We start from the raw sequence: 16,412 nt of genomic DNA on the forward strand, positions 1-16,412 counted from the left end.
GCCGCCGGGTGGAGGAGGTTTTATCGCAATTGCGAGGGCCGCGCCATTCGCGGTAATCCCGGCCTTGTTTTCGGTCCGGTCGCGTCCGCGTCCTAGCGCCGGGGTTCGGCCAGCGTTCCGTGGGGCAACCGGCTGCAGTGCGCGTGGATGTCGCCGGGCAGCGTGAACCATACCTGGTCGCGCTGCGGATGGTTCGCGATGTAGTGCAGGGCGCGGCGCAGCGCGCGCAGGCGATAGGGCTGGCCGACGATCATGGCGTGCAGTGCCAGGCTGAAGACCAGCGGCTGGCTTTCGCTTTGCAGCAGCATTTCCTCGAACTGGTCGATGATGGCCTGGCTGAAGTCGTCGGGGCTTTGCTGGCGCACCAGCATCTGCGGCGAGTCGTTCAGTTCGAAGGGGTAGGGCACCGACATGATGCGGCCGCCGCGCGTCTTCATCCACAGGGGCTGGTCGTCGGCCGGCCAGTCCATCACGAACTCGAAGCCCGCCTCGTCCAGCAGGTCCAGCGTGACCGGCGTGACGGACATCCATGGCGCCATCCAGCCGCGCGGCGCCTGGCCCCAGTGTTTCTCGATCTCGTCGCGCACCTCGGCGATGAAGCGGGCCTCGTCCCGTTCCCACATGCCGGCGTGGCGCTCCGCGTTGGTGCGGCCATGCGCGATGACCTCGTCCTTGCGCGCCTTGATCCGCTCGAGGATCTGGGGCGCATACTCGAAGAGGGTGGTGTTGATGAGGTGCGCGGCGGGAAGGCCCAGCTCGTCCAGCAGGCCGAAGATGCGCCAGATGCCTACGCGGTTTCCATAGTCGCTCCACGCGAAGGCGCGCTGGTCGATGCCCGGCAGCGGGACGGACAGCGAATGGGACAGGCCCGCGCCGAACGCGAAGTGCTCGATGTTCAGGCCGATGAAGAAGGCCAGCCGTTTGCCGTCCGGCCAGGAATAGGTCGGGCGTTCCGTTATCGGGCTGTAGGCATAGCGGTTGTGGTGCGGCAGCAGCATGAGGGCTCCTTGAGGCGAATGGCGGAAAACACCGACGGGAAAGGGCTGCACAAGTGTACCAAAATTGGTTATTATTCCAATACGTTGACATCCCGAACCGGATGGAGCCCAGATGAAGCCCAGCAAGTTCACGTATTACGAGGCCACTTCGGTCGAGCAGGCAGTGATGATGCTCGCCGACGTGGCGCAGCACGATGGGCGCGTCATCGCTGGCGGCCAGACGCTGGTGCCCGCGATGGCCCTGCGTTTCGCACAGCCGGCGTATCTGGTCGACATCAACGGCGTCGCGTCGCTGCAAGAGCTGGCCGAACGCAACGGCCAGCTGGAAATCGGCGCCTGCGTGCGGCATGCCGCCTTCCATGCGCCCGTCGCGGGCGGGCCGCTGGGCGCGCTGCTCAGCACGGTGGTGCGGCATATCGCGCACCTGCCCATCCGTACGCGCGGCACCTTCTGCGGCAGCATCGCCAATGCCGATCCGGCGTCGGAGTGGTGCCTGGTCAGCGTCACGCTGGACGCGACGTTCCAGGTGCGCAGCATGGCCGGATCGCGCGAGATTGCCGCATCCGATTTCTTCCTCGGCTACATGACCACCGCGCTGGCCGCCGACGAACTGCTGGTGTCCACGCGCCTGCCGCTGCTGTCGCCGGCCGTGAGTTTCGGATTCGAAGAGGTCAGCCGCCGCGCCGGCGATTTCGCGCAGGCGATGGCGCTGGCGGTGCTGGAGAACGAGCAGGGCGTCCTGCGCAACGTGCGCATCGGGTTGGGCGGCGTGGAAAGCACGCCGCGCCGGATCGCGGCTGCCGAGGCGATCCTCGAAGGACAGGCGGCCACGCCCGCCCTGATCGAGGCCGCGGCGCGCGCGGCCGGCGACGACGTCGTGCCGCTGGACATTACCGAAGACGGGCAGCGCTACCGCCGGCATCTCACGCAGACGGTGGTGCGCCGCGCGCTGGCAAAGGCATGCGCGCCGGCCGACCGCCCGCATACGCAAGGATGAATGCATGGACCAGATCGACATTTCGCTCAGCGTGAACGACGAGACCTTCGACCTGCGCGTCGAGCCCAGGCGCAACCTGGCGGACGCGCTGCGCGAGGACTGCGGCCTGACCGGCACGCATATCGGCTGCGAGCACGGCGTGTGCGGCGCCTGTACCGTGCTGGTCGACGGCGAGCCGGTGCGCGCATGCCTGATGTTCGCGGTGCAGGCCCAGGGCAAGCGCGTCCGCACGGTCGAAGGCATGGCCTGCGCCGAGCGCCTGCATCCGCTGCAGCAGGCCTTCGTCGACCAGCATGCCTTGCAGTGCGGCTTTTGCACGCCCGGTTTCCTGATGCTGGCGCAGGGCATCCTCGAACGCAATCCCGACATCGGCGACGACGAGATCGTAGATGCCCTGTCGTCGAACCTGTGCCGGTGCACGGGATACCGCAACATCATCGCGGCCGTGAAGCAGGCGCGCGAGACCATGAAGGGGGCAGCGTCCAATGAGCCCGCTTGAGATCGAGGCGCCCGCCGGCGATGTCTCCACGCCCGTCGATCCGGCCGACGCCGTGATCGGCAAGTCGGTCACGCGGCTGGAGGATCGCGCGCTGGTTCGCGGCGAAGGCTGCTTTGCCGCCGACGTCAACTTTCCCAGGCAGCTGCACATGCGGATCGTGCGCTCGCAGGTGCCCCATGGCCGCGTGCTGGCCGTGGATGCCGAAGCGGCGCGCCGCATGCCGGGCGTCATCGCGGTCTGGAGCGGGCAGGACGTCGCCGATATTCCGCCCATTCCGTTTCGCGCGACCAAGGTGCAGGGGCTGGAACCCTACTGCCAGCCCATTCTGGCGCAAAGCCACGTGCGCTACGCCGGCGAGCCGGTTGCCGCCGTGTTCGCCACGGATCCCTACATCGCCGAAGACGCGGCCGCGCTGGTCGAGATGCGCATCGAGACCTTGCCGCCGCTGATGGACGCGCGTGACGAGCCGCAGGAGTTCTTGCCGGGTCTCAGCACCGAGCCCACGGTGATCCGCAAGGGCTACGGAGACGTCGAGTCGGCCTTCAGCGCCGCGTGGGCGCAGGTGGACCTCGCCCTGTCCGTCGGCCGCCACAGCGGCGTGCCGCTGGAGTGCCGCGGGGCGGTGGCGCGCTACGACGCCTCGCGCGACGTGCTGGAGATGCACGGCGCGGCCAAGAAGTCGCACTGGAACCGCGACGAGATGGCGAAGATGCTGGGCCGCTCGCCAGCCAGCGTGCACCTGTACGAGGGGCACGTCGGCGGAGGCTTCGGCGTGCGCGGCGAACTCTATCCCGAAGACGTCCTGGTGTGCCTGGCCGCGCTGCGCCTGCGGCGGCCGGTCAAGTGGATCGAGGACCGGCGCGAGAACCTGCTGGCCACCAATCACTCCCGCGAGCAGTATCACTACATCAGCGCGGCCATCGACAGCGACGGCCGCATCCTGGGCATCCGCAACCGCTTCTATCACAGCCAGGGCGGCTACGTGCGTACGCACGGACCCCGCGTGGCCGACATGTCGGCCGGCCTGCTGCTGGGACCCTACCGCGTCCCCGCCTACGAAGTCGCGGGCCATTACCGCCTGACGAACAAGACGCCCGCCGCCACTTATCGCGCTCCGGGTCGCTACGAGACCACCTTCGTGCGCGAGCGCCTGATGGATGCCATCGCGCAGAAGGCGGGCATCGACCCGATCACCGTCCGGCGCCGCAACCTCATCGACAAGACCGAGATGCCCTATGAGCGTCCCCTGGACGCGCTGGGCGTCGACGTGCTGCTCGATTCGGGCGATTACGCGGGCCTGCTGGACAAGACATTGGCCCGCGTGGGCTGGGACGGCGTGCGCGCAGACCTGGCGCGTCGCCGCGCCGCGGGCGAATGCGTCGGCATGGGCCTGGCCATGTTCGTGGAGAAGTCCGGGCTGGGTCCGTCCGACGTGGTTCGCCTGACGGTGGATCGCAGCGGCTGCGTGGAACTGGTCACGGGAGCCGGATCGGTGGGGCAGGGCATGGAAACCGCGCTGGCGCAGATCTGCGCCCACGAACTCGGGGTCGACTACCAGACCATACGGGTCGTGAAAGGGCGCACCGACCAGATCGAGTTCGGCAACGGCGCGCACGCGTCGCGCGTGACGGTCATGTCCGGCTCGGCCACGCAGATCGCCGCGCGCAAGGTGCGCGCCAAGGCGCTGGACGTGGCTTCGAAACTGCTGGGCGTGGCGCCGGATGCGCTGCACGTGCGCCACGGCGTCGTGCGTCCGCGCGGCGATCCCGATGCGGCGGGGGTCACGCTGGCTCAGGTGGCCTCGTATCTGCATCCCAGCCAGAAGACCAGCGAGGGGCATGCTCCGGGCCTGTCGGCCGAAGGCTGGTTCTACAGCGAGCACATGAACTACCCGTATGGCATCCACGTGGCCCAGGTACGTCTGGACGAGGGCACGGGCATCGTGCACATCGAGAAATACCTGGTGTCCTATGACGTCGGCCGCGCGGTCAATCCGAAGATGATCGAAGGCCAGATCGTGGGTGGCCTGGCGCAGGGACTGGGCGGCGCGCTGTACGAGCAATTCAATTACGACGCCGCGGGCCAGCCGCTGTCGACCACCTTTGCCGATTACCTGATGGTGACGGCGCACGAGATGCCGCCGGTGGACGTGATGATCACCGAAGACGCGCCCAGCCCGCTGAATCCGCTGGGCCTGAAGGGTGCGGGCGAAGGCGGCACGAATGCGGCCGGCGCGGCCATCGCGGCGGCCGTCGACGATGCGCTGGGCATGCCCGGCGCCATCGACCGGCTGCCCGTGTTGCCGGAGGACGTGCTGCGGCACCTGTCGACGCGTACGTCTCCCCAGCCCGATCCGCATGCATCCGACACAGGCGGCATGCCCGATTCCGCGAAAGGACCATGATGCAATTCACGAACAGTTTCGAGGTCTCGCTGCCGCCCGAGGAAGCCTGGCCGCTGTTGATGGACATACCCGTGATCGTTCCGTGCATGCCCGGCGCGGAGCTCGTCGAGCGCACGGACGATCGCAACTTCAAGGGCAGGATATCGGTCCGGCTGGGACCGGTCGGCCTGGTCTTCGTGTGCGACGCGCGCTTCGTCGAGGTCGACGATGCGGCGCGCCGTGCGCGCGTCGAGGCCGCGGGCGCCGACGCCAAGGGACGCGGCAACGCCCAGGCCGAGATCGCCTTCCATTGCCAGCCCTCGGCCGTGGGTTCGAAGATCATGATCACCACCGACCTGGCCCTGTCCGGCGCGGTGGCGCAGTACGGCCGCGGAGCGGGCCTGATCCAGAACGTCGCGAACCAGATCATCGCCCAGTTCGCGCGCAATCTGGAAACGCGCATCGGGCAGATCAAGGCGCATGCCGCACAGGCGGAGGCGGCGCCGTCCCCCGAGCCGACTCCCCAGCCGCAGCCTGATGCCGCCCGCTTCACTGCCGGCGGCGGCGCCGACGCGTATGTACAGGGATATCGCGAGGGCTACGGCGCCGGCTTCACGGCCGGGCACGCGGCGGGCCTGGCGGCCGCGGCCGCGTTGTACAGGGCGGGACGCCCCGTGCCGGCGCCCGGCGAGCTGCCGCCGCTGCCGCCCGCGAAGCCCATCGGCGGCATTTCCCTCATCTTTTCCTCGCTATGGGCGACGGTGCGCGGCTGGTTCGGCGGCCGGGCATCCTGATCTAGGAGTTTCAAGTGTCTATCCAGAAAAACACCGTGCTGACCATGCTCAGCGCGGAGGAAATCAACGCCTACTATGCGTCGGGCCACTGGCGCGACGAGACCATCTACGCCAGCGCGTCGGCCCAGGCGCGCGCGCGGCCGGACAGCTACGCGATCCGTGATGGCGCCGTGCGCCTGTCGTATGCGCAGCTGATTGCCTGCGCCGACGCGCTGGCCGCGCGGCTGCGCGATGCCGGTGTGCGGCCGGGACAGCGCGTGGGCCTGTGGACCGCCAGTCGCGTCGAGACCGCCATCGTGTGGCTGGCGTGCTCGCGCAACGGGTACACCTGCTGCCCGTCGCTGCATCGCGACCATACCGTGGCCGACGTCCACGCCTTGATGACGCGCGTGCGCGCCGCGGCCTTCATCGGACAGCGAGGCTGGGGCGCGGATGCCGCGCGCCGCGACATCTTCGAGTCCCTGAAGGACATGGCCGGTTTGAAGCTCGCCATCGAGCTGGACGGCGGCCAGGCGCAGGCCGACCTGCTGGCGCCGCGCGACGGCGGCGCGGCGACGGGCGCCGCGGGCGACATCTCGCAAGATCCCAACCGTGTCGTGTACCTGGCCTTCACCTCTGGCACCACGGGGGAACCGAAGGGCGTGATGCACAGCGACAACACGCTGCTGGCCAACGCGCGGGCGATTGCCAAGGACTGGCGCTTCGGTCCCGAGTCGGTGCTCTACACGATGAGTCCGCTCAGTCACAACCTGGGCCTGGGCGCCATGATCAGCGCCTTCGCCACCGGCGCGGAACTGGTGGTGCATGACCTGCCGCGCGGCGCGAGCCTGGTCGACCGGCTGGTGGAGACCGGCGCCACGTTCCTGTTCGGCGTGCCGACCCACGCCATCGACATCCTGAACGAGCTGCGTACGCGCGGGCTGAAGAGGCTGGGCCGCCTCGAAGGTTTCCGGGTGTCGGGCGCGGCGGCGCCTCGCGACGTGGTCGCGGGGCTGATCGAACATGGCGTCATGCCCCAGAGCGGATATGGCATGACCGAGGCGTGCTCGCACCACTACACGCTGCCCACGGATTCCCCCGACAAGATCATCGGCACCTCCGGCCGCGCCTGCCCGGGCTACGAGGTGCGCATCTGGTCCACCGAGGATCCCGACCGCGAAATGCCGGCCGGCGAGATCGGCCAGATCGGCGGGCGCGGCGCCAGCCTGATGCTGGGCTACTTCGACAACCAGCAGGCCACCGAAGAGTCATTCAATTCGCACGGCTGGTTCATGACCGGCGACCTGGGCAAGCTCACCGAGGACGGCTATCTGCTCATCACCGGCCGCAAGAAAGACCTGATCATCCGCGGCGGGCACAACATCTATCCGGCTCGCATCGAGAACCTGGCCATGCAGCATCCCGCCGTGGCGCGCGCCGCGGTGCTGCCCGTGCCGGATGCGCGCCTGGGCGAGAAGGTGTGCCTGGCGGTGATGTACAAGCCGGGCCAGACCAGCACCGCCGAAGCGCTGCTGGCGCACCTGGACGAGTCGGGCCTGTCGCGCTACGACATGCCGGAGTATTTCGTGGCCCTGGACGAGATCCCGCTGACGGCCAGCGGCAAGATATTCAAGCGCGGCCTGGCGGACGACGTGCAGGCCGGGCGCCTCGAGGTCGCGCCGGTGCGTTATACGCCTGCCGCCGCGGTGGCGTCGTGACGGCCTCGGACGACGCGCTGGCGCGCCTGCGGCACGAGCTGGCCCATCCGCCGTTCCATGCCGTGCTGCGGCCCGAGGCCGTGTCGGCCGATGCGGCCAGCGGAACGGTGGTGATCCGGCTGCCATACCAGCCGGCGTTCGGCCGGGCGGCCGGCAGTCCGGGCATCCACGGCGGCGTGATCGCCGCATTGATCGACCTGGCCGGACACGCGGCCGTGGCGGTGCAGATCGGCCGCATGGCGCCCACCATCGACCTGCGCATCGACTACCTGCGTCCCGCGCCGCCTCAGGACCTGACGGCGACCGCCCGCACGCTCAAGGTGGGCCGGGCAGTGGCCCGCGTGGACATCGAGATCCGCGACGCCGACGGCAAACTGGCCGCCGCCGGCCGCGGCACGTTCAGCAGTCTGGATTCCAGCACCCAGGGGGAATGATGAAAGCAGTATTGATACGCGAGTTCGGGCCCGTCGAGACGTTGCGAGTGGAGGAAGTGCCCGATCCGGAACTGGCCCCGGGCCATGTGTCGATCGACGTCCAGGCCACCGCGGCCAACTTCGTCGACCTGCTGGTGGTCTCCGGCACTTATCAATTCCTGCCCGAGCGGCCCTTCGTTCCGGGCAAGCTGCCGGCGGGCATCGTCACGGCCGTCGCGGACGACGTGACCGGCGTGCGTGTCGGCGACCGCGTGCTGACCCTGGCCGAGCAGGGCGGATACGCGCAGAAGGCCGTCGTGAAGGCCGCCGACTGCTTCCGCATTCCCGACAGCCTGCCGTTCGTGCAGGCCGCCGGCATGGCGCTGGCATACGACACCGCGTGGTTCGCGCTGTGCGACCGCGGTCGCGCCCAGGCGGGCGACACGGTGCTGGTCCTGGGCGCCTCGGGCGGCGTGGGCCTGGCGGCGGTGCAGCTGGCCAAGGCGTACGGACTGAAAGTGGTCGCCGGCGTTTCCAGCGAGGCCCGTGCCCGGGTGGTGCTGGACGCGGGCGCGGACGCGTGGATCGATCTGTCCAGGGAAAACCCGCGCGACAGCATACGCGAGCAGGTCCACGCGCTGACCGATGGCAAGGGCGCGGACATCGTGCTGGATCCGCTGGGCGGCGACTTCTTCGATGGCGCGATCCGCGCGGTGGCGTGGTGCGGCCGGCTCGTGGTGATAGGCTTCGCGGCGGGGCGCATTCCCACCCTGAAGATGAACTACGTGCTGCTCAAGAACATCGAGGTCAGCGGCGTGCAGGTCAGCGACTATCGCAAGCGCACGCCCGACAGGATGGCGCATTGCATGTCGGAGATCTTCCGGCTGTACGGCGAGGGCAGGCTGGTGCCGGCGCAGACGCGCACCTATCCGCTCGAGTCCGCGGCGCAGGCCCTGGCGGAGCTGCAGGATCGCAAGGCCTCGGCGCGCCTCATCCTCTTGCCCAACGGCGACCCTGCTGCCCGTTGATCCGGATCCGGCAACCGCGGTCCGTCCGAGGCCGTGCGGTCGCGGGCGCGGCGGTGTTCCAAAATTGGTGCAGCGTTGTATTATTCGTACCCGGCCGGCGGCCCGCGGCCGCCGGCGCGACACCACCGGAGCATTCGCATGCCCACGCAATATGAAGAGATCGGCCAACGTGTGAAGGCCTTCCGCATGGCCTCGGGCTACAGCGCCGACGAAGTGGCGCAGCGGATCGGCATCTCGCGCACGGCGCTGTACCGCGTCGAAAAAGGCGAGATCGCGAAAATCGACACGCTCGAGCGCCTGTCGGAACTGCTCGAAGTGTCGATGCCGACCCTGCTGGGCGTGGGCATCGAATACATGGCCTCGGCCGTCAGCTATTTCGAGCGCACGCGCCAGCTGGAAGAACGGGCGGACCAGATCATCGTGCTGGCCAGCCCCGTGTCGTTCCTGCTGGCCTCGGATCGCTTCATCACGGTGCTGGAGAAGTCGCTGCGCGAGTCCGTGCCCGATGACTATGCGCAGCGCGCCAGATATCTGGCGGACGTGACCCAGGTGATCGAGATACTGGCGGCCCGCAAGCAGACCTATATGCGGCGGCGCCCCAGCATCGTCAACCTCATTTCCGCCGAACAGATCGCGCGCTTCCTCAACATGGGGCTGATGGGCCGGCGCGATCTGCCCGAGGCCGTGCGCCGCGAGCGGCTCGCCTGGGCGCGCTCTGAAATCGAACACCTGGCGACGCTGCTCGAGGCGGACAACCTGGGCGTGCAGATCGGGCTGGCGACGGACATCCTGCCTCACAACGGTTTCCAGATCTTCCGGCAGGCCGACCGCAGCACGCTTACCATCAGCCCGTTCCGCCTGGGCGAGCAGCCGAACATTCGGGTGGGCGTGGCCATGCTGACGTCCGCGCCCGAAGCGCTGAAGCTGCACGAGAAGATCGTCAAGGAAGCCTGGCGCACGGCCATCAAGGGCGACGCGGCCGCGGCGTACCTGCGGTCGCTGCTCGAGTCCGATGCGATGCCGGTTCAAGCCCGGGAGGTGGAGCCGGCTCTCGCTCCCAAACGCAAGAAAGGCGCCGCTCGCGCGGCCAAGTAGCGCGCGGCCGCATGGGCGGCCGGCCTCAACCCTTATCGGTGTCCGCCTATGACCTCCACTGAACAGACCTGCCGCGCCGAACTGGTGCTGGCCAATCACATCCTGGCCAATGCCGGCGTGCTGGACGCCTTCGGCCACGTCAGCGTGCGGCATCCCGACCGGGACGGCCATTTCCTGCTGTCGCAGTCCAAGGCGCCCGAACTGGTGCAGGCAGACGACATCCTCGAATACGACGCCGACGCCGTGCCCGTGGACGGGGTGGGGCGGCCCCAGTACAGCGAGCGCTTCATCCACAGCGAGATCTATCGCGCCCGGCCGGATGTCCTGGCGATCTGCCATCACCACAGTCCTTCGGTCATGCCGTTCTGCGTTGCCGGGCTGCCGGTGGTACCCGTCTATCAGCACGGCGCGCTCATCGGTCGCCACGTGCCGATGTGGGACAGCCGCGACGAGTTCGGCGACACGAACCTGCTGGTGACCAACGGCGCCCAAGGCGCCTCGCTCGCGCGTGCGCTGGGTTCGGCTTCGATGGTGCTGATGCGGCATCATGGCGCGACGGTGGTGGGCCTCCGCTTGAAGGAAATGGTGTTCCGCGCGGTGGCCGCCTGCAAGAATGCGGAGTATCAGTACCGCGCCATGGCGCTCGGCCCCGTGCACGGCCTGACTGCGGGCGAGATCGAGATGGCGGCCAAGGTGCCGCCGGCGGCCGTCGACCGCGCATGGGACCTGTGGGCGCGCGACGCCTGAACCTAAGGGCGGCGCGGCGCGCGCCGCGCTAAGCGGCTTCCTCCAGGGCTCTGCGCAGGCGAGCCGCATCGAACGGCGCTCGACGCAATCGCACGCCGGTAGCGTCGAAGATCGCGTTGGCGATCGCGGCGGCGCTGGGCACGGAGGCCGATTCGCCCGCGCCCAGCGGGGGCCTGTCCTGGGCCGGCATGATCAGCACGTCCACCTCGGGCAGGTCGCCGAAGCGCAGGATGGGATAGGCGCCCCATTCGCGCGACACGACGCCGCTCTGGTCGAAAGCGACCTGCTCGATCAGCGCGCGGCTGACGGATTGGATGACATTGCCGTGGATCTGGTGGCGCACGCCCGCGGGGTTGATCACCATGCCGCAGTCATAGCCCACCCATACCTTCGCCACGCGCACCACGCCCGTCCGCATGTCGACCTCCACGTCGCAGACCCAGGCGCAGTAGGCCGACCCCACGCCGGGGAACGTGCCGTGCACGTACTGGTGCTGCGCGAAGCCGCGTCCCAGCCGGATATGCGGCCGCCGCGGATCGGCCGCTCGGCGGGGCGATGGACCGGGCTGCCATCCGGCGCGCGCGGCCACGGCCTGGCTCAATTCACGGGCGCGCGCGTCTTCCATGAACCGCAGCCGGAAGGCAAGCGGATCCTCGCCGTGGCGGAAGGCGAGTTCGTCGATGAAGGACTCGTGGCTGAAGACATTGGGTAGCGCGGACACGCCCCGCATCCAGGCCGCGCGCACGATGGGCGCCATGTCCTGCACCGCGATGCGCGCGTCGCTGCAGCGGTACTGCGGCACCACCGTGCGGTCGCCCTTGTGCTCGACGATCGGGTCCGCGGGCAGGGTGCCCGTCTGCATCAGGGCGAGGACAGGCGCGTTGTTGGACGGATAGCGATTCGTGAATGCATATGCCAGCGTGTCGGGGCCGGTGACGGCGCCGCGCACGTCCATCACCTGCGTCGTGCCCTTGGGTTCCCAGGAATGCTCTTCCTCGCGCATCAGCTGCAGGCGCACCGGAGCGCCGACTTCGCGCGACAGCAGCGCGGCTTCCGCGGCGGCATCGTCGGCGCAATTGCGGCCGTAGCAGCCCGAGGCTTCCATGCGCACGATGCGGACCGCGGCGTCCGGCAGGCCCAGCAGGGTCATGATGTCCACGTGCAGGAAATGCGGGTTCTGCGTGCCGCTCCAGACCGTGATCGCGCCGTCGCGGTAATCGGCCACGGCGCAGGAGGGTCCGATCGATCCGTGCATCTGGTAGGGCCAGACATAGGTCGCGGCATGGGCGCCTTCGGAACGCTGCAGGGCCGCGTCGACGTCGCCTGTCTCGCGCAGCAGGCGCTCGGCCGAAGGGTTGGCGCGCACCGCGGACTCGGGGTCGTTCAGGTCGGGCAGGGCGGGCGGCGTGCGCCACTGGACTATCAGCTGGCGCGCCGCCCTGATCGCATGTTCCTCGCGGCGCGCGACGACGCCGACGAAGTCGCCCTTGACCACGACCGCCACCAGGCCGGGAATGTGCGCGACGGAGTCCCGGTCGACCGACAACAGCGATTGGCCGATCATCGCGCCCGCGTCGCGGCCGCGATAGGGCGGACGCACCATGCGCGCGTGCAGCATGCCGGGCACGCGCAGATCGTGCACGAAGACCAGGCCGCCGGTGACCTTGTCAGGAATGTCCACGCGCGGGACGCTGCGGCCCACGATGCGGTATTGGTCCGAAGGCTTGAGCGGCACATCGGCATCGACGTCCAGGTCGAAACGCTGGCCCCGCGCCAGTTCCGCGTAGGTGGCGCAGGCGCCGCCGGGGCCGCGCACCACGCCCTCGGCCACGGCAAGCGCATCCACCGCGCAGTTCCATCGCGAGGCGGCGCGCGCCAGCAGCGCCTGGCGAACCTGCGCGGCGGCCCGCCGCATCGGTACGGCGGCGCTCTGTATCGATGCGCTGGCCGTGGTCGGCCCCTGGTCGGGACTGCGATCCGTGTCGCCCAGCACCATGCGCACGCGCGCAAGCGGCACGTCCAGTTCCTCGGCGACGATCTGCGCGAAGGCGGTGCGCACGCCGGTGCCCAGGTCCACGTGTCCATTGACGGCGATCACCTCGCCCTGGTCGGTGATCTCGATGTAGGTGTCGACCCTGTTCCTGGCCACGCGATTCACCGCGTGGCGCGGCGGCGGCTCGCCCTGCGCGTTCAATCGTTCGCGAGAGACGGGCGCGTCCCGCGGTGTGGCGGTCTCCAGCGGAAAGCCGGTGACGGCATGGTCTGTCTGGCTCATGGCATGGCCCCCTCCGCCGTCGCCGCGGGCGCGGCGTGCCTGATCCTCGCCACGGTGTTCTCGACGTCGTTCCATGCGGGCGCCCCGCCGCCGTGCCGCGCGCGCAGGTAGTGGACGAGATCGGCTATCTGCGTGTCGTTCAGGGTGTCGGCGAAGCCCGGCATGTAGCCCAGCTCATCGGACGCGGGCTTGTCGATGCCGTGCAGGATGACCTGGACGAGGTTGTCGGGCCGGGCCGCAGTCAGGTTGGTGTTGACTGCCAGGTCCGGTCGCACGCCGAACAGGGGCATGCCGCGGCCGGGATCGTGGCAGGCGGCGCACGCGCCTTCGTAGATGCGCTGGCCCGGCAGGGCGTACAGGTGCGCTTGGTCCGGCGCGGGGGCCGTCGCGCTGGACGTGGTCGGCAGGGACTGCGGCGCCTGGACGTCGGCAACGGTCTCGCGGCCGCCGGCGCCGCCAGGCAGTTCGGTCAGGTAGGTGGCCATGGCGAGGATGTCCTGGTCTGGCAGGGCGCCCAGGCCCGCGATCACGGGCGCCATCGGCCCGGCGGCCACGCCGTGGCGTTCGGAATGGCCGGTGCGCAGGTACACGTAGAGATCGTCGCGGGTCCAGGGCTGCGCGGCGGTGGACAAGCGGTTCAGCGCGGGCGCGTCCCAATGGTCGACCGTGGCGCCGCCCAGGTATTCGAGCGGGCCGCGCTTCTCCGCGCCGAACGCGTTGCGCGGCGTGTGGCAGGCGCCGCAATGGCCGGCGCCATTCACCAGGTAGGCGCCGCGGTTCCACAAGGTCGAGCGCGACGGGTCGGGAACGAAGGGCGCGGCGTCGTGGAACATCAGGTTCCAGCCGGCCATCAGCGGGCGCAGGTTGTAGGGGAACGCGAGTTCGGTGCGCGGCGGTCGAGACGCCACGGGCGGCTGCGTCATCAGGAAGGCATACAGCGCCTGCATGTCGCCATCTGAGAACTTCGCGAACGAGGTGTAGGGGAAGGCGGGATACAGGTGGCGCCCATCCCGGCTTATGCCATGGCGCATGGCACGCTCGAACGCCTGGTAGCTCCAGCTGCCGATGCCCGTATCGGAATCCGGCGTGATGTTGGTCGAGTAGACGACGCCGAACGGCGTCTCCATCGCCAGCCCGCCGGCATTCTCTTTGCCGTCCGGCGCGGTGTGGCAGACCACGCAGTCGCTGGCCGCGGCGATCAGGCGGCCGCGCTCGATCGCCGCGCTGGAATAGAGAGTGAGATCGGGCGCGACGGGCGCGATGGCCGGGCGCCAGGGTAGCGCGGTGGCGGCGATACCCATCGCGGCCGTCGCGGCGGCGCCGGCCCAGGCCAGCGCCTTGCGCCAAGGCTTGCGCGCGGTCGTCATGGCGGCCGAGGGCGAGGCCTCGTCCGGATTCGCCAACGCCGCGCGCTGCAAGGCCAGGCCTTCGAAAGGCGGCTCGCGCATCCGGATGCCGGTGGCGTCGTGGATCGCGTTGGCGATGGCCGCGGCCAGCGGCAGCGTCAGCGCCGCGCTGCGGGACAGGTCCGCGGGTACGGCGTTGTCGGTTCCAGACGCCAGGTCGACCACCTGAACGGCCGGCGCGGTGGTGGCCGGGTCGGCGGTCCAGTCGTCATGGGCTCGCGGGCTGCTGCCCAGCAGCCGGGTGGCGGCCGCGGCCAGGCGCGCATGCAGGTCGGGACCGTGCTCGTCAGCGGTCTTCAAGCCTTCGACATGATGGCCGACGGTGAGCCTCGCAATGTCGATGCGGCCGGCCAAAGCGTCGACCTTCAGGTCGACCACCCAGGCCGACCACGCGCGTACCGGCGGCTGCGCATCGACGTCCACCGTGCTGGCGTAGGCGAAACCGCGGCCATGCATAGGCGCCGGCGCGCTGCGCGGATTGCCGTTCCCGGCCAGTGGCCATCCCGCGCTCGCGGCCACGGCGCGGATCAGTGCGCGGCCGCGCGGGTCTTCGAGATGGTCCAGCCGCCATTGCACCGGATCGACGCCGGCATCCCGCGCCTGTTCATCGGCGAAGGACTCCAGGGAGAACGTCGCCGCGACGTCGGCCGATTGCGCTTCCACGTCCAGGTGCGGCGTCACATCGCGCCTGGCGGCTTCGATATCGAAGGCGATGCCGTACGGCATGGCGACCGTGGGCGCCGGCGAAGCGCCGCCGGCCGGCGTGACGCCGGCGGCAGGCGTCGCCCATGGCGGCCGGGAGCCCAGGGGCAGGTCCGGCGCCATGGTCCAGGCCCGGCGGCCGTCGGCGCGGACATGCGCCCGCAGGCCAATGGACAGTGTGGGCGCCGTCTGCGGCGGGTGGGCGAGCACCCGCGCCGGGCGGCCGATCGCCCGGGCAATCAGGGCGGCCTCTATGGCCGCATCGTGTCCATGGCGTGCGGTGCCCACTTGTGGGGAACCTTCCGGGTGCTGTCCGCTGCGCGACAGGATCCGGATACGATCCGCAGGCAGGTCGAACAGTCCGGCCAGTTCGCGCCGCAGCCGGCCAGGGTGGACCGCTTCGGCTCGAATGTCGAGTTCGCCGCGCTCGGTCCAACAGGCCCATGCCTGCGCCGGGCCGTTCACGTCCGGCATGGCGCCCGGCCAGCCATAGCGTCGCTGCGCGCCGTTGCCCGGCGGTGGTGGCGTCGTCGATACGGCGTCCCCCGACTCGCGCCATCGGACGCCGAGCCGCTGCGCCGCCGCCGCGGCCAGCTCGGCGTCGGGCGAGGCGACCGCCACGAAATCGCCCAGATGGACAAGCTGGACCGGATCCAGCCCGGCAATGGACTGGCGGTCGACCTCGACGAGTGTCGAGCCGCGATAGCGCAGTCCGTCCCAGCTGCAGCGAGGCGGCCGCAGGACGACGCCCGTCCAGGCGCCGTCGATGGCGCCGGCCGGTGCCTCGTCCGCCGGCGCGCCCGCGTCCGGCGTGCCGACCTGCGACGCTCCCGACTTCGCGGCTGATGTCTCGCCCTGGAACCGGATCGGCTCGCTCATTCCGGCTCCTTCGTACAGGCCCTGCGTGCGGCCAGCGCCACCGCCTCGACGATCTCATGGTGGGTGCCGCAGCGGCACAGGTTGTAGCGCAGCGCGTCTTCGATCTCGCGCCGGCCCACATGCGGGTTGCGGGCGATCAGCGCGTGCGCGGTCATGATCATGCCGTTGATGCAGTAGCCGCATTGCGCGGCCTGGGCATCGATGAAGGCCTTCTGCACCAGGCCCGGCGCGTCCCGGTCGCCCAGGCCTTCGAGCGTGGTGACGGCCCGTCCCGCCGCCGCCTTCACCGGCACGACGCACGATCGCGCCGGCTTGCCGTCCAGCAGGACGGTGCAGCTGCCGCATTCGCCCAGGCCGCACCCATACTTCGGCCCGTTCAGCGCAAGGTCATTGCGCAGGACGTACAGCAGGGGCGTGTCGGACTCTACGTCGACCTGCCGGACACGGCCGTTCACATCGAGATCGAACTGCATGGGGCTCCTGCGGCGGATGGCTGGCC

Annotated in this window: 13 protein-coding genes; 9 read left to right on the plus strand and 4 right to left on the minus strand. The window is 69.8% G+C overall.

From position 1 onward, the window contains the following. Positions 1 to 92: 92 nt before the first annotated feature. Entirely contained in the window at positions 93 to 998 is a 906-nt protein-coding gene (locus tag CAL15_RS06200; protein ID WP_086077776.1) for a polysaccharide deacetylase family protein, read from the minus strand. A gap of 112 nt (positions 999 to 1,110) precedes the next feature. On the opposite strand from CAL15_RS06200, the gene CAL15_RS06205 reads away from it, so the two are divergent. The 9 genes from CAL15_RS06205 to CAL15_RS06245 all read left to right on the plus strand — a co-directional run bounded on the left by CAL15_RS06205 (position 1,111) and on the right by CAL15_RS06245 (position 10,651). Further along, the gene (locus CAL15_RS06205) at positions 1,111 to 1,995 is read left to right on the plus strand and encodes an FAD binding domain-containing protein (protein WP_086077777.1); all 885 of its coding nucleotides are present in this window, start codon (positions 1,111 to 1,113) and stop codon (positions 1,993 to 1,995) included. Positions 1,996 to 1,999: 4 nt separating this feature from the next. Then, positions 2,000 to 2,494 (plus strand): (2Fe-2S)-binding protein, encoded by a 495-nt coding sequence (locus CAL15_RS06210; protein ID WP_086077778.1) that lies wholly within the window; start codon positions 2,000 to 2,002, stop codon positions 2,492 to 2,494. After that, positions 2,481 to 4,898 carry a xanthine dehydrogenase family protein molybdopterin-binding subunit gene (locus CAL15_RS06215; protein WP_086077779.1) on the plus strand — a complete coding sequence of 806 codons (2,418 nt, stop codon included), beginning with the start codon at positions 2,481 to 2,483 and terminating at the stop codon, positions 4,896 to 4,898. The genes CAL15_RS06210 and CAL15_RS06215 overlap by 14 nt, the downstream gene beginning before the upstream one ends. Beyond that, positions 4,895 to 5,671, plus strand: a complete 777-nt coding sequence (locus CAL15_RS06220) for an SRPBCC family protein (RefSeq protein ID WP_086077780.1) — start codon at positions 4,895 to 4,897, stop codon at positions 5,669 to 5,671. The genes CAL15_RS06215 and CAL15_RS06220 overlap by 4 nt, the downstream gene beginning before the upstream one ends. Before the next feature lie 14 nt (positions 5,672 to 5,685). Then, positions 5,686 to 7,368, plus strand: a complete 1,683-nt coding sequence (locus CAL15_RS06225) for a class I adenylate-forming enzyme family protein (RefSeq protein ID WP_232468131.1) — start codon at positions 5,686 to 5,688, stop codon at positions 7,366 to 7,368. Then, a complete protein-coding gene (locus CAL15_RS06230) occupies positions 7,365 to 7,802 on the plus strand; it encodes a PaaI family thioesterase (RefSeq protein WP_157666609.1) in 438 nt (145 codons plus the stop codon). The genes CAL15_RS06225 and CAL15_RS06230 overlap by 4 nt, the downstream gene beginning before the upstream one ends. After that, positions 7,799 to 8,809, plus strand: coding sequence for an NADPH:quinone oxidoreductase family protein (locus CAL15_RS06235; protein ID WP_232468132.1), 1,011 nt, complete (start codon positions 7,799 to 7,801; stop codon positions 8,807 to 8,809). The genes CAL15_RS06230 and CAL15_RS06235 overlap by 4 nt, the downstream gene beginning before the upstream one ends. A gap of 138 nt (positions 8,810 to 8,947) precedes the next feature. Further along, on the plus strand, positions 8,948 to 9,904 hold the full coding sequence (locus CAL15_RS06240; RefSeq protein ID WP_086077783.1) for a helix-turn-helix domain-containing protein: 957 nt from the start codon (positions 8,948 to 8,950) through the stop codon (positions 9,902 to 9,904). 48 nt (positions 9,905 to 9,952) lie between these two features. Beyond that, positions 9,953 to 10,651 carry a class II aldolase/adducin family protein gene (locus tag CAL15_RS06245; protein ID WP_086077784.1) on the plus strand — a complete coding sequence of 233 codons (699 nt, stop codon included), beginning with the start codon at positions 9,953 to 9,955 and terminating at the stop codon, positions 10,649 to 10,651. Between the two features lie 28 nt (positions 10,652 to 10,679). Here CAL15_RS06245 and CAL15_RS06250 read toward each other — a convergent pair whose 3' ends face one another. From CAL15_RS06250 to CAL15_RS06260, 3 genes are read right to left on the minus strand one after another with little or no spacing between them, the layout of a single operon-like run. After that, positions 10,680 to 12,926: a xanthine dehydrogenase family protein molybdopterin-binding subunit gene (locus tag CAL15_RS06250; RefSeq protein ID WP_086077785.1), complete on the minus strand. Its 2,247-nt coding sequence runs from the start codon at positions 12,924 to 12,926 to the stop codon at positions 10,680 to 10,682. Next, positions 12,923 to 15,913 carry a c-type cytochrome gene (locus tag CAL15_RS06255; RefSeq protein ID WP_086077786.1) on the minus strand — a complete coding sequence of 997 codons (2,991 nt, stop codon included), beginning with the start codon at positions 15,911 to 15,913 and terminating at the stop codon, positions 12,923 to 12,925. The genes CAL15_RS06250 and CAL15_RS06255 overlap by 4 nt, the downstream gene beginning before the upstream one ends. Further along, positions 15,910 to 16,386: a (2Fe-2S)-binding protein gene (locus CAL15_RS06260; protein WP_086077787.1), complete on the minus strand. Its 477-nt coding sequence runs from the start codon at positions 16,384 to 16,386 to the stop codon at positions 15,910 to 15,912. Before CAL15_RS06260 ends, CAL15_RS06255 begins: the two co-directional genes overlap by 4 nt. Positions 16,387 to 16,412 lie beyond the last annotated feature (26 nt).

It is taken from the genome of Bordetella genomosp. 13, from assembly GCF_002119665.1.
Lineage (GTDB): Bacteria > Pseudomonadota > Gammaproteobacteria > Burkholderiales > Burkholderiaceae_B > Bordetella.